Source organism: Pseudoflavitalea rhizosphaerae, from assembly GCF_003991355.1.
In the GTDB taxonomy this organism is placed as follows: domain Bacteria; phylum Bacteroidota; class Bacteroidia; order Chitinophagales; family Chitinophagaceae; genus Pseudobacter; species Pseudobacter rhizosphaerae.
This window is the reverse complement of sequence record NZ_RCSU01000005.1, coordinates 67,401-87,047: the sequence shown is the minus strand read 5'-3', so window position 1 is coordinate 87,047 and position 19,647 is coordinate 67,401. Positions and strand designations below refer to the sequence as shown.

The window sequence follows — 19,647 nt, the reverse complement described above, 5'->3', positions numbered from 1 at the left end:
CCTGCATATAGAACCTTTTCCTCCGATTTACTGTTATAACATTCAGTCATGAAGAAATACCAGGTTACGATACATTTTGAAATGGATGATGATTTTACGTCCCTGGTCCCCTCCCACCGTGTATACATCAATACATTGATCGAGAAAGGGATCATCGATCAGTATGTTGTGAGCATGGAATCCCAGCGTGTATGGATCACGTTCACAGCGGAAGACAAGGAAGATGTTGAGAATTATCTTCAGCAATCCCCTCTTTACCGGTACTGGAGTTGTGAGATCGATGAACTGTTTGTAGTGGACGGCCAGCATTACAGGTTACCGGCTGTTCGTCTCAATTAATACACCAGCATATACTTGTAGTACGCCGGGAATTCCCGGACCAGTCCGAAGATATCCTTCCAGAAATATGCACGTGAGTGATCTGTAGCAACATTTTCAAATCCGAGTTTCTTTACAATATACCTGCATCGCAGCACATGGAACCAACTACTCACCACCACGGCTGACCGAAAATGTTCCTGCTGGTTCAGCGCGATGAAATTTTTAGCCGTGAAATAACTGTTATCGCCTTTATTATCTGTAAAAATATCTTTTGCCGGCACGCCCTGTTCAACCAGGTAATTCCTCATAGCATCGCCTTCGGGAAAACCGGATTCTCCTATTCCGCCACTCACCATGATCATTTTCACCTGCTGATTACGGTAAAGCCTAAGCGCAGCATCAACCCTTCCTTTCAACCAGGGGCTCAGACTACCATCGCTGTACGCTTCATTACCCAGCACAATGGCCACATCTGCCTGTGTTCTGAAATCCTGAAGCCCCACAACTGTGGCCCAGGTACAATGTACGATCATCCAGAGAAGAACCAAAGAGATACAACGTTTGAGTAATCTTACTATCAGGAACATGAATTGGAGCTTTGGGACCAGCGGTCCTGTTTAATTTTTTGTTTAACGGTTTTTTCTGTTAACCTTCCGGGAATAATTCTTCATTACCAGGAAACATTTTTCCATCCCCCTCCGGCAACTGCCTTCGTCCTCCGGTCCCGTCTGCGCCGGCAAAAACCCGAAAGTTCCCTTTCTTTCAGACTGTATACGAATGAGTTGAAAAGAATTGCCTTCCCAAGTTTACAAAACCATATCAGGTATCAAAAAAACGGAAGCAATTTTTTTGTGAAAAAATATCTTAGTACCTTTTTCCGGCAATTGTGAAGCAACTCTCCGACTCAACACCTTATCCTGAAGGGCATTTCAAACTCTGACCCCGTATTTCCGTACCTGCCCTGATACGGGAATGCGACATTTATTGACAAAAGAAAGAAAACTGAAGGTTAGCAATAACCGTAAATGGTTGTGATGTTACCGGTAACGCTCCAACATCCTCCACAATTTAGCGCTATGATCAATTCTACGCACCTGCTTCACATCCTGATCATTGAAGATAGTCCGAGCGACTTTTACCTATTCAATGAATTCCTTCGATTAACACAATTACAAGTTCAGACACTGCATCATGCCAATTCACTGGCAGAAGCCATTCCTATTGTGGACGAGTACCAGCCGGACCTGATCTTTCTTGATCTGACACTTCCGGACAGTGAAGGCATCGAAACATTCAAACAATTACACCAGCGCGCTTCGCATATCGGTATCATCGTACTGAGCGGGCTGGACGACAAACAGGTTGCACTGCAAACCATCGCCGAAGGCGCGCAGGACTACCTCATGAAAGGCGAGTACGATGAGATCCTGCTCGCCAAGGCCATCCAGTACAGCATAGAAAGAAAAAAGATCCTTCAGGCCGTGGTAGAGAACTATGAACGATTCAACACACTCATCAAAGCCACCAACGATACCATCTGGGAATGGAACCTAAACAACCAGCAGATCACCTGGAATGAAGGTATTACCACTACTTTCGGTTACCCGGCATCGAAAGTAAAGCCTGCTGCATCCTGGCATCATAAAAATATCCATCCGGACGACCGGGAACGGGTGCTGGACCGCATTGCACGCTGCCTTAGCGAGGGGCTTGACCAATGGGAAGATGAATACCGGTACCTCACTGCAGACGGACAATATAAATTCGTGTACGACCGGGGTTATATCCTTAGCCGCGATCAAAAGCCTTACGGCATGATCGGCGCCATGCTGGATATTACGGAGCGGAAAAGAAAACAGGAGGAACAGATCGAAACGCAGAAACTGATCACCCGCATCACCATACAAACTCAGGAACAGGAAAGAAGGGAGATCGGCCTGGAGCTGCACGACAATATCAACCAGATCCTCGCTACTGCCAAACTCTGTGTAGACATGGCCATCAATGAGGACGATATCAGCAAGGAACTGTTGTATAAAAGTTACGACAGTATTTCCAAAGCCATCAATGAGATCCGTTCACTTTCCAAGAACCTTGTTCCTCCTTCCCTGGGAGACATCGGTCTGAAGGAAGCATTGCTGGAAATGATCGAGAACATGACTGTATCACCCGGCCTTAAGATCAAGATCAAAGCCAATGACCCGCATGTGGAGAGTTTGAGCAATAACAAAAAGCTCATCATCTACAGGATCGTGCAGGAGCAGGTGAACAATATCGTGAAGCACGCGAGGGCCAGCCTGGCGGAAATAGAGCTGAAAACAGATCAGCATGCTACATATCTCGTCATAAAAGACAATGGGATCGGATTTGAGCCGCGGAAAAAAGGCAAAGGCATTGGCTTGCACAATATCCTCAGCCGCGTGGAAATGCAGAACGGCAATATGGAGATCATCAGCAGTCCCGGAGCCGGATGTACCCTGAAGATCGTGATGCCGCTCTGAACGGCTGATCAGAATTTTTCAGGGAAATATTCCTGCAGTACATCCATCAGCATTTCTGTTGTCAGTGGCTTATTCCTGAATGCGGCGATCATGTTGTGATTTTTTGCTTTCACCTCATCTTCAGGATTGTAAGAAGTAGTGAGCATTACCACTACAACGCGGGCCTTCTGGTCTGGCGTGAGTTTTTTATATTCATCCAGGAACTCCCAGCCATCCATGGCTGGCATATTGATATCGAGAAAGATCAGGTCGGGTGTTGCCGATCCTTCTTTCTCATCAGGTTCAGCTGTAAGGTAATCGAGGGCGTCAGTTGCGCTTTGTTCTACCTGAACATTCTCAGCGCAACTGGCTTCATCGATGATCATTTTGTTCAGAAAATTAGTGGGCTCGTCGTCATCGATAAGTAGGATGCAGTTTAGTTTACGTTTCATAATCGCTGTGTTTCGGAGATGGTGAAGAAAAAGGTGCAGCCTTCATCAGGCACAGATTCTACCCATATCTTACCTCCGTGTAGCTCTACAATTTTTTTGCAATAGGCAAGTCCGATACCTGTTCCTTCGTAATCCGATCTCTTATGCAGTCTTTTGAACAGCACGAAGATTTTCTCATGGAAGGCAGTATTGATCCCTATGCCATTGTCTTTGAATGAAAAGGTCCATGACCCGTTATCTTTTTCAGCTTTCACGGTGATCACCGGATCGCTGTTGTTCTTTCTGAATTTGATCGAGTTGCTCACCAGGTTCTGGAACAGTTGTTTCATTTCCGTTTTGTAACCTGTTATCTGCGGCAGCGGCTCGGATTGTATCGAGGCATTGGTTTCGCGGATACTCTGGTCCAGATCATGCAACACATCCTGCAAAAGTTCATTACAACACAAAGTAACCAGCTCTTTTTCCTTACCAAGCCTCGAGTAGTCGAGCAGGTTATGGATCAGTACTTTCATGCGGTCAGACGATTGTGAAATATAATCGAGTACCTGGTCCGCGTTATTGTCCAGCTGCCCATAATACCGCTTACGAAGAAGGTCCACAAAACTGGTGGTTGTTCTCAAAGGCTCCTGCAGATCATGCGAAGCTACGTAAGCAAACGTTTCCAACTCGCGGTTTTTTACTTCCAGCTCCGCCGTTCTCTGTTTTACTTTCCTTTCCAGGGAACTATGGGCTTCGCGGACCTCCATTTCCAGTCTTTTCTTTTCAGACAGGTCGCGGATGGCCGCCGTCAGTAACAAACCTTCTTCGGATTTCATAGGGCTTAAACTGATCTCGATGGGAAACTCTGTGCCGTCAACTCTTTTGCCAAAACATTCCACTCTTTCCACCATGGGGCCTGGCTTATTGGTGCCTGCCGACAATTCGCTTCCGATATGCAGCAGCCTTTCAAACCTGGAGATCATCAGCATTTCCACCTTGTTAGTGATCATTTGCTCCCTTTTGTAACCAAACATCTTCTCCGTTTGCGCATTCACCAATTGAATGGTTCCGCTTTCGTCCATGATCACCATGCTGTCCGGCGCAGCTTCCAGGAGGTTACGGAATTTCTCTTCTGCTTTTTTCCGTTGGTCAACCTCTGCCTCCAGTTGCGAATTGGTCTTCAACGCAAATGCCTGTGGCAAAAGTTTGAGCAGGTAGATTACCGTGATCCAGCTGAATACCCCGGTGCAAAAGCGGAACAGGGCATTCAACCTGTATACCGGGAACCAGAAGGTAACGGCATCGATTAGGTGCGTGGCGCCACAGGCCAGGATAAATCCTGCAAAGAAAAAATAGAGCCTGAAGAACCTCGCATCCTGCCGCCGGGAAATATAGCGTATAATGATCAGCGGTATAGCAAAATACGCAGACCATACCAAAAGATCACTGATAATGAATAGCCAGCCATGAAAATCCGTCCAGTTTCCGCAATGCCAGCGTGGTGGCCAGTCTGATGTATCCAGTAGTTTTTCAAAGAATTCGATTACCTGCCGCATAATGGATTAGATTGTACCCACCTACGCTGCACTGCACTTGCAAGGGCCGTCATAGGATTCAGGGCGATTAAAGTTACAATCCAATTTCCATTTTTTATCAGATCAAGGAAAACAGGACAATTCACATTGTCAATTAAAATATTTATTTGACAATTCGCAATTCAGAAACAAACGAAGCGTTTTCACAATTATTGTAACTGGGTTAAAATCTATTGGTTTGTGCATTATCCAATAACTTTGCGGCCCTAACCTTTTTCCTCTAAAATTATCTGTATGAAATGGCATAATAAGGTCACTTCATTGCTCAATATCAGTTATCCTGTAGTGCAGGCGCCAATGCTGGGCATTACCACTCCTCAAATGGTTGCTGCTGTATCTGAAGCCGGTGGACTGGGATCATTACCCGTAGGCGGTCTTTCGGCTGACCAGACCCGGGAGTTGATCCGTTCAGTGAAAGCGCTTACCAGTAAACCATTTGCCGTCAATCTTTTTGCGCATTCGATCCCTTCCAGTATAGATACGGCAGCCTTCACGGCCATGCAGGAATTCCTAACCAGGTTTGCCGCCTCCAATGATATCACGTATGTGCCGCCGGTGCAGAGCATGCTCCGCTTCCATACGTATCACGACCAGATCGATATCCTGCTCAGCGAGCAGGTCCCTTCCGTCAGTTTTACTTTTGGCATTCCGGAAGATGAGCATATAGCCGTTTTAAAGAATCGCGGGTCAAGGCTGATTGGTACAGCCACCTGCGTGGAAGAAGCTTTACTGCTCGATAATAAGTTTGTGGATGTGATCGCTGCACAGGGAGCGGAAGCTGGTGGTCACCGGGGCACTTTCATCACTGAGGGAAAACCTCCAATGATCGGCACCATGAGCCTGGTGCCGCAGATAGTGGATGCAACGCGCCGTCCTGTACTGGCTGCGGGAGGCATTGCAGATGGCAGCACCATGATGGCCGCTATGATGCTGGGCGCGCAAGGCGTTCAGGTAGGCAGCGCTTTTCTCGTCTGCAACGAAAGCTCCGCACCGAATGCGCATAAGCATCGCATTCAGAATGCATCTGCCAGTGATGCCGTGCTCACAAAGAATTTTTCTGGACGATGGGCAAGAGGCATCGAAAATAAATTAATGCGCGCGATTGAAGGATCGGGATTGTCTGCACTCCCCTATCCTTATCAGCAAAGTCTCACAGCAAGTATCAGGAGCTTCGCTCAGCAAAAAGATCTGACGGACTTTGCCACCATGTGGGCCGGGCAATCTGCCAGCAAGGCTGTGAGAAAGCCGGCGGCGGCTATCCTTCAGATGCTGATAGATCAGGCCCGCACTTCTTTTGAGCAGATAGAGAAACATGTGCAGGTGAAGGAGTAGATGCTTGATTTATGATTGGTCAGGCTCCCAGTCCTTTTGCAGACAGGTATTGTTGAACAAAGGCCTGATCAAGTTGTTCCTGTTCAATTCTACCTTTTGTTTCGCGCAAATGACCAAATGCAGTCAATTCAGTTTCTTTCAGTTTCAATTCCATTTTTATATTTCTGGTATCGATGATGCGCATGCCCTGTTGATGATACTTCAGCGTTTCTTCATCCATGAGAATACTTTCCAGTGCAGGGTATAATTGTCTGAATTGATGGAGCATCCTGAAACCAGCCTCATCCAGATCTCCCCAATACAATAACCTGGCTTTTTTGAAGAACGGAACGTCAGAAAGCACATGAAGTGCATTCCCTTTACTCACCAATCCCACTGCATTTTGCCTATTCTGAAGCAGGAAAAGGTTGGTTTCATTCTCTACCAGCCATACTTCCGATATTTCCGGGTCCATTTTTTTCAGGTCTTCTGATGAAACGGCCAGGGTTACAATCCCGGCAGTGTATCTGACGGCCATTCCGGGATCAAGCCAACGTATAGGATACAACACCGGTTTAGCCTTTACGCCAAGGGCCCTGCCGATATCATTTACTTCAACCGGAAATCTCTCTGGTGCAATTTGTTTCAGCAAAGAAAGTAGTATGCTCTCGTACTGTTTAATGAACTTCGTATGCACGGGAACAGGTATGCTACGGAGATAGAACTCAGACAAATCATGGTCTTTTACATAATCGATCACTGCCATCAAATGCTGCCATTGTTCAGAAAGCTCCAGCACTCTTTGTGGCTTATTGGCCAGCCATGGCCTGAGCACAGGTTGCCAGTTCAGCAATTGCTGAACAAGCATCTTGTATTTTTGAATCTCCGCAACCTTATCAAGAATATATAAATAGTCTTCCTCTGCTTCAATCGTAATGTTCGCCGGCCATTTTTGAACACCTAATTTCTTGCTGCTCCAGGTTTCCCATTCAATCGCCCAGCCGGGTCTGGTTTCTTTCTTTTCAAATTCAACAAAATCTTTTGTGGCGTTATGCAACTGTACAGTATTGGCAGGTTTAGTCAGCCCTCTTAACCTGACAGGAAAAAAATGCTCTCCTGTGATCAGTGATCCCAGGTAAACAGCATATTTCTTTTCCAGTTGATTAAGAAATGGATTTCCCTTTTTCATTCTTTGCTGCTTTCCTCTGTTTTTCTTTCAATTCCATTTTGGTCATATTGAAGAGAATACTGTTCCTGCTGTTCACACGTTGCACAAGATGAACGTGCGCAATGAAATCTTCCACTATCTGGATCTTATCACTTGGAGTTACTACCAGCAACTGAAGATGCAATTGTTTGCAAAGTTCCATCAGGTAAGTAGCTTTTTCTTCATCCTGATTACTGAAGCTTTCATCCACAGCAATAAAGCGAAGACTGCGTGCATTTTTACCTTCTCTCGTTATTCCGAACTGGTAAGCAATAGCTGAGCAAAGGATGGTATAAGTCAGCTGTGCCTTTTCACCGCCGGATAGCTGCCCCATCTGCCGGTAAGTTTTTTTCAACTCATCAGTGTTCCTGAATCGCTCGTCAGCCCAGAACTCGAACCAGTTCCTCACATCGAGTACACGTGCACGGTATGACTCACCTTCATCCAGTACATTGATGAGGGGTTGTACTTTATTCCTGAAATGCTCTGCTTTATCATCAAATGAACTTTGTTGCCAGTTCACTGCCTGCGGCAATGCTTCCAGTAACATATTCCTGAACTCCTTAACTGTTGAATCAGCCACAGAGCGAATCCCCAGTTGAATGTATGTGTCCGGCAGCCTGTTGAAGTTGATGCCACTGAGCGACTTGTTCAACACATCCACACTCTGCCGGATGGTTTGTTCCCAATTGCTGAGCTCTTCATTCAACTCGCCCATTTTATATACCATCGTATCGTGGAGGTAACGCTCAAAATCTTTTTTGTACCTGGGCAGATTGTCTGTTTCCAATTTATCCAGCCACTCGATATATTCCCCGGCAAACTCACGTTCACCGGAAAAAGGTTGTACATCCGCCGCCCAGTCTGTGAATCTCTGCAGGATCTCCATGGGCGGGTTCTTGATCCTGGTGATGGAGCGCTCAAGAAAACTGCCTTCCTTGTTCACCATTTCTTCTATCTTATGGGAACGCGTTTCGATCTGGTCCTTCAAATGAAGGAACTGTACCTGGATATTCTGAAGACTGATCTCTGCAAGCTCGTTACTGTATTTTTGCTGGAACTGCAACAACTTTTCTTTGTCTTCTGTTGTAAGCTGGTTCAATACCGGTTCAAGAGCTGTTTGTTCTTTATCCATTTCATCGATGCGGGTTTGATCAACACTGATCTTCCCCACCAGAGAATCCCTTTCTGCTTCGATGGCATTTCTTTTTTTCAGCAATTCATCTACCTGTCTGGTGAGCACTTTCAATTGATCGCTTGACTCTTTCAGGGAACCTATCTGGTCCTGCGTTTTCTTGATGGTCCTTTGAATAGCCGAAACATTCAAAAGTTCGAACCTGCTTTGCTCCGTAATCTGTCCGGCTGCACTTACCTGTCTTTGCAGTTTTTTATTTTTCGCTTCGGAGCGTTGCTCAGATTCGCCTGCCTTTTCAATTTCGCTGAGTAATTGCAATCTCCGGTTTTGCAATGCTTCTCGTTTACGCTCATTGTTCCAGCCCATCACATAGTTGCTGGCGTCGTTTTTTTGGGGGCGGTCGTCCTTTTCATGCCTGGAGCGGTTCTTGATGAGGCCGTATACAGTAATGGCTTTATCAAACCGTTCCAATTCCTTTTCGTTATTGGCACAGTAATAATCCATATGCATGATGATATGCTGTGCCACCCAATTGCTGAGTGGATGTTCAGGATGGAATTCAAGCAGGTGGAATATGGAGCCTTCTTCGGGATGCCCTGGCACTGCCACATCCTGTACATGTTCGTAGATAAGTTTTGCACGAAGATTGGTCTGGTTCACGTATTTACTCACTTTCCTGTAGTGCTTGTGAGGCACCAGCATTCGGGTGGCAAGGCCACGGAGCAATTTTTCCAGGGCCGGCTGCCACTCCAGGTCTTCCGATCTCACCTGCATCAGTTCTCCGGCAAACGGAAGCTCGGCGGTATCCAGTTTAAGCGCAGAACAAAGATCTTTTCTCAAAGTGACCAGGTAGCCGGGAATATTGTGTTTGCTTTGCTGGAGCATGTTGAACTCTTCCTGGATACGGTTCTTTTCCTGTTCGGCACGTTTCAGCCTGTCTTTCGCATCCCATCGGTCCTCATCATTGTTCCTGATCTCTGTTTGCAGTTTCCTGCTGATGCGCTCAGCCTCCTTCACTATCCTTTGGAAGGCGGCTTCATCAACAGGTGTTTCATCGATCCCCAACTCCTTGCTGAAATCATTGAATTTCTCCAGCATGAGCTCAGTTTGCCTGAGTTGGTTTTCCTGTGCTTCCAGGTCTTTTTCAAGTTGCAGTAGACGTTGTCCTGCTTTATTACTATCCAGCTGGTTTTGCAACTGTCTTTCTTCCTCCAGCATATCGTTGATGCTTTTCCTGGCATCTGTCAGCTTTTCCTGCAGCGCCCTGATCTCTTTTTTCCCGGCTGCAATGCCTGCATCCAGCAGGTTATATTTTGTATAAATATTCCATAACCTGGCAATCTCAATTTCTTCTTTTGCCCTGACCAGTTCATCTGACTGATCTTTGTACACCTGGAAACTTTTCTGCAGCGGCTTCAGCAGCCTGATCTGCTCTTCAACTTTTTCGATATTTCGTTGTGCATCCAGTAAGGTGCCCAGATGCTTCTTCAGTTCCTGGAACTGTTCTTCCATATTGCGAGGCTCAAGCATATGGGTCCTGATGAAGCCATTGAGCTCACCCAGCACTTTGATACCAACGGTCTGGTTGAAAAGCCCGAGCGCCTGGATGCTTTGCATGCCCAGTACATCCACCATGCGATGTGCGTACCGGCTGGCGCTGTCGAACCATTCCACCATCTTACGGCTGCCCTTGTTATGTTGGGTATCGATGCGTTTGCGCCAGTTGCCATTGAAGTCGAAAGGCTTGAAATCATCTTCGATATGCAATGGTTTGTGAGCAATTGCAAACACGCGTTTCATTTCATTACCGCTGAAATAACGCACCTGGAAAAGTGTAACATACTGCTCGGCTTCATTGGCAAAATGCGCCAGCAGCACGCTATAGGCTGTTTCGCGGGACTCGCGGAGGTAAAGGGTTTTGGTACCCTGACCATTCTCTGTAGCTACAGTACCATAGCCGCCCATGATATAGGTCTCTTCAGTTCGGTCACCTTTCTTCTCCGAGCCGGAGCTCTGATTATAGAAACGATATTTTTTCTCGGGAACGATCAGGGTCAGCAGCGCATCCACGAAAGTGGTCTTGCCACTGCCATTGGCGCCGGTGAGCAGGGAAGTCTCCCCGCCAGGGTTGATCTTCCACACATGCTCATCAAAAGTGCCCCAGTTGAAGATCTCCATGTACTGCAATCTGAATCCACTCTTGCGATCATCCGTGCTGAATACCGTTAGCTGCATGTGCCTGTAATTGTTGTTTAAAATTTTCCAAAACCTCGTTGTCTACTTTTGCCTTGATGATCTTGCGGATCCTGAATTTCTGTTCATCGGGGATCTCATGGTCTTCGATGCGATGAAGGAACCCTAACTCTTCTGCACGATCAATGAGTTTGTCGAGTTCTTTGATGAACTTAACCCGGCTTGCATTTTCCCTGAAGAAAAGCTCTGCATATTCCTTGATCTCGCGGCGTTTGCGGATGAGCTCACGACTGGTAACTTCACCTACTTCGAATTCCGCCATCATATCCCGCAGCAACACCAGCAGTACACTTTCTTCGTAATTGATGCTGGTCCTTCTCACCCATCCTGCGGTGCTTTCTTCTTCATCCAGTTTCATCTGTTCCAGGTAGGCATAACCATCCTCTTTGTCCAGCACAAGGATCAGTCCCAGCTGTTGCAGGAAAGTGGTGAGCTCTCCCTGGTAAGTCAGCAACTGTTCCCAGGCTCCTTTTTCGAAATACTCCACGGGGCCTTTCAGGAGTTTGATAAATAATCCGGTGTATGGAAGCATTACGATTTGTTTAATGATTGATGAATTACCGGCTGAACAAGAGGTACGGTACTTCAATGAAACGTGTCTGCGCCTTGTCCAGCGGGATCAGTTCCTTCATATCAGGCAGGGCCTGTACACGATTGCTCTTTTCTTTGAGGAAGCTGAAATAGCTGACCACTTCTCCCACCCCATGTTCAAGGCCGACTGTGTCTATGATCTCACGAAGGGTGGCCGTTTGATGTTTTTCCAGCACTTCTTCCACCTGGCTCCATAATTTCTTTTTATCGATGAAAGCAGTATTGAGCATTTTGTTGAAGCGTTCAAGGTCTTCCACTTTTTCAGCTGCGTTGGCAGGTTGCTTCACAACCGGTGGCGCTTGTTTTGGCATCAGGTTGAGCTTTCGCTCCATACTCATCCTTATCTCTGCTGATCCGCTGGTGGTAAGGCCTGCATCCACTTTGGGTTCGTCCATCAACTGGAATACAAGTTCCTTGATGGAACTGATCTGTTGCCTTAAACGCCTGTGGCGTGCGATCTCTTTTTCTGTAATGATGCGGCTGAGTTTCTCGGCCATTTTATCATTGGCATCGTACACACTGCGTCCCTGTTGCAGGAGCAGGCTTTTGACATTTCGGATATAATTGTCGTTGGCATCGATCTCGCGCTCCTGCAATAACGCCAGCAGGCTGTCTGTCATCTGTTTCCATTCTTCCTGTCCGCTGCGGCTGATGAGGAAGTCCCAGAAGGCGTAGAAACTTTTGCCCTGGTCGCTTTTTCGGAGTTCGTCGTATGCGCCGAAGGCGAAGCCCACGATGGCGCCCTTGCTGGCCTCTGCTTTCGTGTGTTGCTCAACGATAGCGCGGTGGATACCTTTGAAATTATCCTCCACCTCCCTGAAATCGCTGAGAAGCTCATAGCTGAGGCGAATGAACCAGTCCAGCCGCTCTTTCACCTGCGCATTGCTGAACACTTCGGGCTGATAACCCATTTCCAGCTTTTTGATCTCTTTATCTATTTCAGCTCTTTTGTTCTTCAGGTCTTCCAGTCGCGCTGCACTATTGTCTTCAGTATATTCCACCATTTCCTTCAGCGTCTGGAACAGAAAACGGAACCGGCTTTCCGTTCCCACGAATTGCCGCTTTTCCAGGCTTTGCAGCCACTGGAAAACTTTTTCCGTATGCGAGCTGAGCTGGTATTGTGTTACTGCGTCTGCATCAGGGAAATCCTGGAGCAGTCGCTTTTGTACCCAGTTGAGCAGGTATTTGCGGGCCCGGCTTTCTTCGTCCTCCCCAAATTCGATCCTGGCCTCTTCCAGGTCCTCTGTACCTTCCGCATGGGTACGCAGTTCTTCTGCCAGTACCGAGGTCAGTACCGGTTCCGGGATACTCAGTTTGTTCTCGGATTTGAAGGTCTGGTACAGGAATGGCAGTACCCAATGGGCATTGCGCATACGGATCATTTGTACAGCGGGGGAAGTGGTCAACAGTTCAGAAATATCGGATTGCTGCATGCTTTCATCACGGGATTAGGCGCCCAATTTATTAATAATACCCAAATAGTTAAAAAAACTATCTTCACATCCTCTAAAACCTTCTATAATGTCCACCCGCAGGCGTTTTATCGGCCAGACCATCCGTGCCGCCATGGTGCTCAGCGCCGGAAATATCCTCCAGTCATTCGCTCCCGGCTCCTTCGAACTGCCGGACCCGGGAAAGATCCTACTCCGCTTCGCGCTGGCTTCAGATGGCCATTACGGGCAGCCCAAAACCGAATTCGGGACCACCCACCAAACAATGATCGGATGGCTGAACAGGGAAAAAGAAACCCGCGGACTGGATTTCACTGTTGTAAATGGCGACCTCTTCCACGATAAGCCGGAATTTTTTCCACAGGTAAAGAAAGTATGGGATACATTGAATATGCCCTGGTATGCCACGCATGGCAATCACGATAAAGTCACGGAAGATGTTTGGCGGGAATCACTCTCCTATGGCTGGCATCATTCTTTCGAGCTGAAGGATTGCGGATTCGTTTTCCTCAACACCGCCGATCAAACCGGCAAATACGTTTGTCCTGATCTTGATTTCACCGCATGGGAACTGCACAAACACGTTTTCAAGAAACATACATTCGTGTTCATGCATATCACGCCATTCAAATGGACAGATAACGGCATCGACTGTCCGGAATTGATCCCCATCCTGGATGCGCAGATGAACCTGAGGGGCATTTTTCATGGGCATGATCACGACCAGGACAGCGTAAAAGAGAATAATGGAAAACATTATTTTTTCGATGGTCATGTTGGCGGCAGTTGGGGAAAACCATATTATGGTTACCGCATCGTGGAAGTATTGAAGAATGGCGATATGCTCACTTACCAGATGAATGGGGACACCGCCAAACAGGAAAACTCAAATACCATCAAAGGTTAATCATTCAGTTGACACTGACTTTTTGTTATTCCGGCGCACATTTCCGGCAACCTGCGATATCTGCTCAACGGGCAGGAAAGAATGATTGTCAATTTGGATATAAATCCAACAATCATGTTCTTCCGAACCTTAGTTATCTTTTTTCTCTGTCAAACCTTTTGCCGGTTTGCTACAGCACAATCGTTTCAGAAGATCCTGCGCAAATCCGATAACTCATCACATTATTGCAGGAAGCTCATCAAGCTAAGTGACACGGAATTTGCTTTTCTGACCAGTACTGAATTATACCGTATCGATCAACAGGGCGCCATTCTGAAACAGGTAAGCATCGGAAATAACGGGTACGACCTGCAGGATATCGGGCAGCTCACTAATGGACAAACAGTGATTACAGGCGGCGTGTATACAGGTACGCAATCCGCCATCAAACTGACCAGGCTCGATGCGAACGGCCAGGTGCTCCGGGAACTGGAATTCAATATCAACGGCAGTTTTGATCACCTGCGATTGGTGTCTTCCGGCAACAATCGTTTTTTCCTGGTATTTGTGCATGTAGAACAACAACGAAGGCATCCTGATGTGATGTACCTCGACCAGGATTTCAATATCCTGTGGGAAAAGCATCTGGGCTATGAAGTATACAATGAGATGAATGCCATTGCAGGCAACAATGGCGGTGTGGAATTCCTGCACATGAGCCCCGGCGATATGGCGCTTCATCACTTCAAATGCGATACTGATGGCAATATCACCGAACAACCTGTAGCATTCACCGGCCCACAGGATGCACTTACCATCATCAGGCGTGTAATCAAAACTCCGGATGGCGGCTATCTTTACTCGGGAGTACAGCTCACAGGTGTAAAGAACGAGGATATTTTCCTCCTGAAAACAAATCACAAAGGCAATACCGAGTGGGTAAAAAAACATGATTTCTATTTCGGTGACAGCGATGAGAATATTACGGTTAATGGTAATGGTTATACACTCCTGGCGCGGGTGGGGAACCGCATTGGCGACCTGAACCAGAACAACGCAGACATGGCTTTGGTAAGGCTGGACGCAGCCGGAGAAGCAGTCTGGATAAAAGCATATGGTTCACCCGTAATGGATTATAGCCGCGGCCTGCTGATAGATAAAGATGGCAATATCCTTATTGGCGGACAAGCCACTACATACTACATGATACTCACCGAACCCGTACTGCTCAAAACAAATGCTGATGGGAATTTCCCTGAATACGCTTTCCCTCACCCATTACTGGATCCTTCCAGGATCGTAAGAACAAATGCTGATCCGCTCAGCCCCGTTCATCGCATGACCAATGCAGCCCTTCTTCCTGATGGCGGCATGATAATGGCCGGGTCTATTCTCGATCCCATATCCGACCAGATGCGTCCATACCTGACACGTGCAGATGCACAGGGCAATGTGGTCTGGCATCAGCCTTCACCAGGCAATGGCATCGAAAGCGTGATGCTGAAACCCATGTCAGACGGCAGCTTCCTGTCAGTAACAGAAGTCAGGAACCCCTTATTCATCAATGATTATTATGTAACAAAATTTGATGCCGATGGAAAAATAGACTGGACGAAAGTTGTTCACGCCAATTATATCAGGGACGCTGTGATGGCGCCTGATGGAGGTTACCTCCTCTGTGGCATGGAGCACGAAGGCACCGGCGCTGTAGTGAGGATGCTCTGTGTGATCAAACTGAACAAACAAGGTGATGAGGTCTGGAAACAAAAGCACCGGCTCAACAATATGTGGATCTATGGAAGAAGCATCCGGGTAACTCCGGAAAATGATATCCTGGTAAGCGGCTTCATGCAAAACATGCAATCCTCCACTTCGGCTGCCTATCTCAGTAAGCTGGACCCGCAGGGAGGCTTACGCTGGTACAAAACCTTTCCCCGCGGCACCAATGTATCCGTGGGAAATAAAGTAATCATCACATCCGCCAATCATTACCTGGTGACCGGCTATGTGAGATACCCTGGTGAACCGGGAAAACAGGATTTGCTGTTGGTGAAGACAGATACAGACGGTAATCTTCTCTGGGAAAAAGAATACCATATCAACAAGATGGATGCCGGCACCAGCGCCATCGAATACGGAGGACAATACTATATCGCCGGAACCACCGGCCAGCCTGAGTTTGGGGCGAGGGAAAGCTTTGGTCTATTGCTTCGTACAGATGTAAATGGCATTCAGCAGGGGTTTACCGCCTTCGGCAATAAAAGCACAACAGTTACCTGTACAGATTTCTATTCCGATGCGCAAAACAAACTGCATTTCATGGGAACTGCACAACAACCTTTCGGCATTGAAAGACCTTTTCAGATCCTGCTGGAGCCAGACATTATTTTAGGAACACAAGATCCGGTGATAGACAAAACAGTACAGATCTATCCTGTTCCTGCCGTGAATAATGCTTTTGTTTCGATCAATAATAATCATACAGGCATTGTTCATATATCCATTACCGGTATTTCAGGTATACAACTGTATCAACAGACCTTTGAAAAGAAGCTGCAATATTTCAGGATACCACTTCCGGTAAGCACTTATCCTGCCGGTACTTATGTAGTGGAAATTATCATGGACAAATCGAGGATCACCAAAAAATTACTGATCGGAAAATAACACGGAGCCGCCAGTCGCTCGCCTCTGGCGAGTGACCCGTATTTGTTCGCCTCCGGCGAACACCGTGTCGCCGGAGGCGACGGAATATAAGTCACTCGCCAGAGGCGAGCGACTGCCCCCTGCGGCTGCATCGCCCTTCCCGCGGGCGTTACAGCCAGGCGCATCAATTTTACATTTTGAATCCGAAGCGGAAACGATTCCGTAAGTTTTCAGCCACAAGCTGGAAATTCTTCGTAGTATAACATAGGAATATTGCTTCAAAAATTCAAAATGATTGCTATGCGATTAATACCATTACCGGTAATAATGGTTCTTTTGTTGACTGCTCTTTCCTCTTATGCACAAAACAAACGACTAACCGGAAAAGTAACTTCCACAGACAAACAACCCCTTGCAGGTGTTTCCATTCAACTAAAAGGTAGTAGCGTAGTTACTACTTCAGCAGACAATGGCAGTTTTGCCCTTAGCGTTCCTTCCACCGGCAGCATCGTGCTGGTGTTCTCTTCCATTGGTTATGAAACGATGGAAGTGACTGCCGATGGCGATGGCCCCATCGAAGTACAACTGAAAGGCGATGCCAAAAGCCTCACAGATGTAGTTGTGGTAGGCTACGGCACTCAACGCAAATCCGATCTCACAGGGTCCGTCAGTTCACTGCGTGGAGATAAGCTGCGCGAAATGCCCGTGGTATCTGTGGAACAGGCCATGAGCGGCCGCATGCCTGGCGTTCAGGTGCAGCAAACATCCGGGCAACCCGGCGCAGGGATCAGCATCCGCATCCGCGGCGTCAGTTCCATCGCCGGCGGCAATGAACCACTCTATGTGATCGACGGTTTACCACAGTTCAATGATGATGTTCGTGGCGTCAATGGCCTGGCCACTATCAACCCTTCGGACATAGAATCAATTGAAGTGCTCAAGGATGCCGCCGCCACCGCCATCTATGGCTCCCGCGGCGCCAACGGCGTAGTGATGGTCACAACGCGCTCAGGAAAAGCAGGCGTTCCACGCGTGGTGTTCGATCACTCGGCAGGTATCCAGAAACTGCGCAAGAAACTCGACATGATGAATGGTGAAGAATGGTACAATTACACCAAAGCTTATTACACCAATTCAGGTCTGGCCCTGCCAGGCGATTTCCCCGCTACAGTTCCCGCAACGAATACCGACTGGCAGGATGAAACCTTCCGCACCGCCTTGCTGCTCAACAATTCCATCAGCGTTTCCGGCGGTAATGAAAAGAGCCGCTACTACGTTTCCGGCGGCTACTTCGACCAGCAGGGCATTGTACGCAACAGCGGATACAGACGTGGCTCCCTCCGCGTGAACCTCGATAACAGGCTCAGTGATCATTTCAGCCTTGCTTCCCGCTTCACCGTTTCAAGAGGCGTGCAGGATGGTTTCTCACCTTCGCAGGGCGACAATACCCGTAACTTCGGTAAGTCCGGTATGGGTTCCGTGCTGCGCGCATTACCTGTAGTGCCCGTCAGGAATCCCAACGGCACCTATACAGACGTTACACCGTATGGATTCAATGGTATCGATGCTGAAAACCCGGTAGCGCTCGCGGAAGAAACACTGGACCGCAATACCACTACGCGTATACAGGGCGGCATCGATCTCAAAGCCACTATTGCCAAAGGCCTCACCAATACAACCCGTGTATCGGGCGACTACTACCAGATCCGCCGCGATCTCTATTTCCCGCGCATCCTTCCACGCCTCGGGCAGGCCGCAGGTGTGGCAGAGCTCGGCAACTACGATAAAACATCCGTACTGCTGGAAGACTTTCTCGAATACAAAAAAGACCTCACACAGGACATCGCTCTTGAAGCCATTGCCGGTATGAGCTATCAGCATGAAAGGCTCAACACAACCGACCTCCTGGCTTCCGGCTTTGTGAACGATGATCTCAAGAATTATAATTTCAGTTCAGCCACCACCGTCAGCAAACCCGTGACCACCGTGGTGGAGAATACCATCATTTCTGCATTCGGTCGTATACGCTTCAACGTGAGAGACCGCTACCTCGTTTCTGCCAGTATCCGCCGCGACGGCGCCTCGGTATTTGCGGAGAACAACAAGTACGGCGTGTTCCCCTCCGTATCAGCAGCCTGGCGGATTTCAGAAGAAAACTTCATGCAGCAACTCCACTGGATCAGTAACCTCAAAGTCCGCGGCAGCTGGGGTGAATCAGGCAATCCCGCCATCAGACCTTATCAAAGCCTGTTGCTCGGACGCGCTGTGAATACCAGTCAGGGTGCAGGTACCGGTATCGTGGTTGGTCTCGCTCCCACTTTCCCCAACCCCAATCTCAAATGGGAAACCACCGCTCAGACCAATATTGGGCTGGACCTTGGATTGCTCAACGAACGCATCCGTTTCTCATTCGACTATTATGTGAAAAAGACGAAAGACCTGCTCGCACTGGTACAACTGCCTCCATCCGGTGGCGTGGGCGCCGGTGTGGGAACAGGCGCCAGCCAGATCATCGATAACGTGGGCGAAGTGGAAAACAAAGGATGGGAAATCGGTGCAGGCGCTACCTTGCTGAGCAATGAAGACTGGACCGTTTCCATCGACCTCAATTTTTCCGGCAACAAGAACAAAGTGCTCAAAACACTCGATAACAAAGATGTTCCCACGCAAACCGGCGGCGACGATGCTTCCGGCGCAGTGAGCATCATCCGCCCGGGCTATCCGCTTTCAGTTTTCTATGCACCGAAATTCACAGGGCTCGACAAAAACGGTGTTCCCACTTATCAAAACCTGAATGGCGACAGCTCCAATGGCCGCCCAGTGATCAATGGCTCCGACAACCAGATCATCGGAAGTCCGTACCCGGACCTCACTTACGGCTTCACACCAACTATCAGGTATAAGCGATTAACACTCTCATCCGTTTGGGCAGGCGTGAGCGGCGGTGTGATCAACAACAGGAACCTGGTTGAACTCACCAATCCAAGCCCGGTTAACCAGTTCAACAAACTGCGCGCAGCGCTGGACTACTACCCCAGGCCAAGCCAGGCAGCAGCCAACGAACACCGCACTTCCGACCGCTACCTGGAAGATGGTTCTTTTTTCCGCTTGCGTAATATCAGGCTCGATTACCAGGTACCGCTCAATTCCAAAGCCATCAAAAACCTGAATGTATATGTGAGCGCACAGAACCTGCTCACCTGGACCGATTATTCCGGCTACGATCCTGAAGTGAATTCCTTCAACGGGAACGACAGAAGACAGGGTGTAGACCTCGCGGCCTATCCATCTTCCAAAACCTTCAATCTCGGATTCAGTCTTACATTCTGATCACCACCAG

At 48.0% G+C, this 19,647-nt stretch carries 13 protein-coding genes; 6 read left to right on the top strand and 7 right to left on the bottom strand.

What is annotated here, in order from left to right; translation table 11 throughout:
• Positions 1-48 precede the first annotated feature (48 nt).
• Entirely contained in the window at positions 49-339 is a 291-nt protein-coding gene (locus D9Y29_RS10205) for a hypothetical protein (RefSeq protein WP_127127674.1), read from the top strand.
• Here D9Y29_RS10205 and D9Y29_RS10200 read toward each other — a convergent pair.
• Entirely contained in the window at positions 336-908 is a 573-nt protein-coding gene (locus D9Y29_RS10200) for a YdcF family protein (protein ID WP_127127672.1), read from the bottom strand. The two genes, D9Y29_RS10205 and D9Y29_RS10200, sit on opposite strands and share 4 nt — an antisense overlap.
• A gap of 489 nt (positions 909-1,397) precedes the next feature.
• Here D9Y29_RS10200 and D9Y29_RS10195 point away from each other — a divergent pair, with 489 nt between their 5' ends.
• Complete coding sequence (locus D9Y29_RS10195) at positions 1,398-2,822, top strand: response regulator (RefSeq protein ID WP_164735349.1); 1,425 nt, start codon at positions 1,398-1,400, stop codon at positions 2,820-2,822.
• An 8-nt stretch (positions 2,823-2,830) separates the two neighbouring features.
• Here D9Y29_RS10195 and D9Y29_RS10190 read toward each other — a convergent pair whose 3' ends face one another.
• A complete protein-coding gene (locus tag D9Y29_RS10190; RefSeq protein WP_127127668.1) occupies positions 2,831-3,253 on the bottom strand; it encodes a response regulator in 423 nt (140 codons plus the stop codon).
• Positions 3,250-4,788 carry a sensor histidine kinase gene (locus D9Y29_RS10185; RefSeq protein ID WP_127127666.1) on the bottom strand — a complete coding sequence of 513 codons (1,539 nt, stop codon included), beginning with the start codon at positions 4,786-4,788 and terminating at the stop codon, positions 3,250-3,252. Before D9Y29_RS10185 ends, D9Y29_RS10190 begins: the two co-directional genes overlap by 4 nt.
• 273 nt (positions 4,789-5,061) lie before the next feature.
• Here D9Y29_RS10185 and D9Y29_RS10180 point away from each other — a divergent pair, with 273 nt between their 5' ends.
• Entirely contained in the window at positions 5,062-6,159 is a 1,098-nt protein-coding gene (locus tag D9Y29_RS10180) for an NAD(P)H-dependent flavin oxidoreductase (protein WP_127127664.1), read from the top strand.
• Between the two features lie 19 nt (positions 6,160-6,178).
• Here D9Y29_RS10180 and D9Y29_RS10175 read toward each other — a convergent pair whose 3' ends face one another.
• The 4 genes from D9Y29_RS10175 to D9Y29_RS10160 are packed head-to-tail and all read right to left on the bottom strand — an operon-like array spanning position 6,179 to position 12,757.
• Positions 6,179-7,327, bottom strand: a complete 1,149-nt coding sequence (locus D9Y29_RS10175; RefSeq protein WP_127127662.1) for a Wadjet anti-phage system protein JetD domain-containing protein — start codon at positions 7,325-7,327, stop codon at positions 6,179-6,181.
• Positions 7,302-10,715, bottom strand: a complete 3,414-nt coding sequence (locus tag D9Y29_RS10170; RefSeq protein WP_127127660.1) for an ATP-binding protein — start codon at positions 10,713-10,715, stop codon at positions 7,302-7,304. Before D9Y29_RS10170 ends, D9Y29_RS10175 begins: the two co-directional genes overlap by 26 nt.
• On the bottom strand, positions 10,687-11,265 hold the full coding sequence (locus tag D9Y29_RS10165) for a DUF4194 domain-containing protein (protein WP_127127658.1): 579 nt from the start codon (positions 11,263-11,265) through the stop codon (positions 10,687-10,689). Before D9Y29_RS10165 ends, D9Y29_RS10170 begins: the two co-directional genes overlap by 29 nt.
• 25 nt (positions 11,266-11,290) lie before the next feature.
• Entirely contained in the window at positions 11,291-12,757 is a 1,467-nt protein-coding gene (locus D9Y29_RS10160; RefSeq protein ID WP_127127656.1) for a DUF3375 domain-containing protein, read from the bottom strand.
• A gap of 88 nt (positions 12,758-12,845) precedes the next feature.
• On the opposite strand from D9Y29_RS10160, the gene D9Y29_RS10155 reads away from it, so the two are divergent.
• The 3 genes from D9Y29_RS10155 (at position 12,846) to D9Y29_RS10145 (ending at position 19,637) form a co-directional block, all read left to right on the top strand.
• On the top strand, positions 12,846-13,682 hold the full coding sequence (locus tag D9Y29_RS10155) for a metallophosphoesterase family protein (RefSeq protein ID WP_127127654.1): 837 nt from the start codon (positions 12,846-12,848) through the stop codon (positions 13,680-13,682).
• 114 nt (positions 13,683-13,796) lie between these two features.
• On the top strand, positions 13,797-16,328 hold the full coding sequence (locus tag D9Y29_RS10150; protein ID WP_164735348.1) for a T9SS type A sorting domain-containing protein: 2,532 nt from the start codon (positions 13,797-13,799) through the stop codon (positions 16,326-16,328).
• Between the two features lie 279 nt (positions 16,329-16,607).
• Positions 16,608-19,637 (top strand): SusC/RagA family TonB-linked outer membrane protein, encoded by a 3,030-nt coding sequence (locus D9Y29_RS10145; RefSeq protein ID WP_127127650.1) that lies wholly within the window; start codon positions 16,608-16,610, stop codon positions 19,635-19,637.
• Positions 19,638-19,647: the final 10 nt, after the last annotated feature.

What these genes read in the sequence shown, in the direction of transcription:
- D9Y29_RS10205 (WP_127127674.1), top strand. Translation starts at nt 49, where the DNA reads ATGAAGAAATACCAGGTTACGATACATTTTGAAATGGATGATGATTTT.
- D9Y29_RS10200 (WP_127127672.1), bottom strand. Translation starts at nt 908, where the DNA reads ATGTTCCTGATAGTAAGATTACTCAAACGTTGTATCTCTTTGGTTCTT.
- D9Y29_RS10195 (WP_164735349.1), top strand. Translation starts at nt 1,398, where the DNA reads ATGATCAATTCTACGCACCTGCTTCACATCCTGATCATTGAAGATAGT.
- D9Y29_RS10190 (WP_127127668.1), bottom strand. Translation starts at nt 3,253, where the DNA reads ATGAAACGTAAACTAAACTGCATCCTACTTATCGATGACGACGAGCCC.
- D9Y29_RS10185 (WP_127127666.1), bottom strand. Translation starts at nt 4,788, where the DNA reads ATGCGGCAGGTAATCGAATTCTTTGAAAAACTACTGGATACATCAGAC.
- D9Y29_RS10180 (WP_127127664.1), top strand. Translation starts at nt 5,062, where the DNA reads ATGAAATGGCATAATAAGGTCACTTCATTGCTCAATATCAGTTATCCT.
- D9Y29_RS10175 (WP_127127662.1), bottom strand. Translation starts at nt 7,327, where the DNA reads ATGAAAAAGGGAAATCCATTTCTTAATCAACTGGAAAAGAAATATGCT.
- D9Y29_RS10170 (WP_127127660.1), bottom strand. Translation starts at nt 10,715, where the DNA reads ATGCAGCTAACGGTATTCAGCACGGATGATCGCAAGAGTGGATTCAGA.
- D9Y29_RS10165 (WP_127127658.1), bottom strand. Translation starts at nt 11,265, where the DNA reads ATGCTTCCATACACCGGATTATTTATCAAACTCCTGAAAGGCCCCGTG.
- D9Y29_RS10160 (WP_127127656.1), bottom strand. Translation starts at nt 12,757, where the DNA reads ATGCAGCAATCCGATATTTCTGAACTGTTGACCACTTCCCCCGCTGTA.
- D9Y29_RS10155 (WP_127127654.1), top strand. Translation starts at nt 12,846, where the DNA reads ATGTCCACCCGCAGGCGTTTTATCGGCCAGACCATCCGTGCCGCCATG.
- D9Y29_RS10150 (WP_164735348.1), top strand. Translation starts at nt 13,797, where the DNA reads ATGTTCTTCCGAACCTTAGTTATCTTTTTTCTCTGTCAAACCTTTTGC.
- D9Y29_RS10145 (WP_127127650.1), top strand. Translation starts at nt 16,608, where the DNA reads ATGCGATTAATACCATTACCGGTAATAATGGTTCTTTTGTTGACTGCT.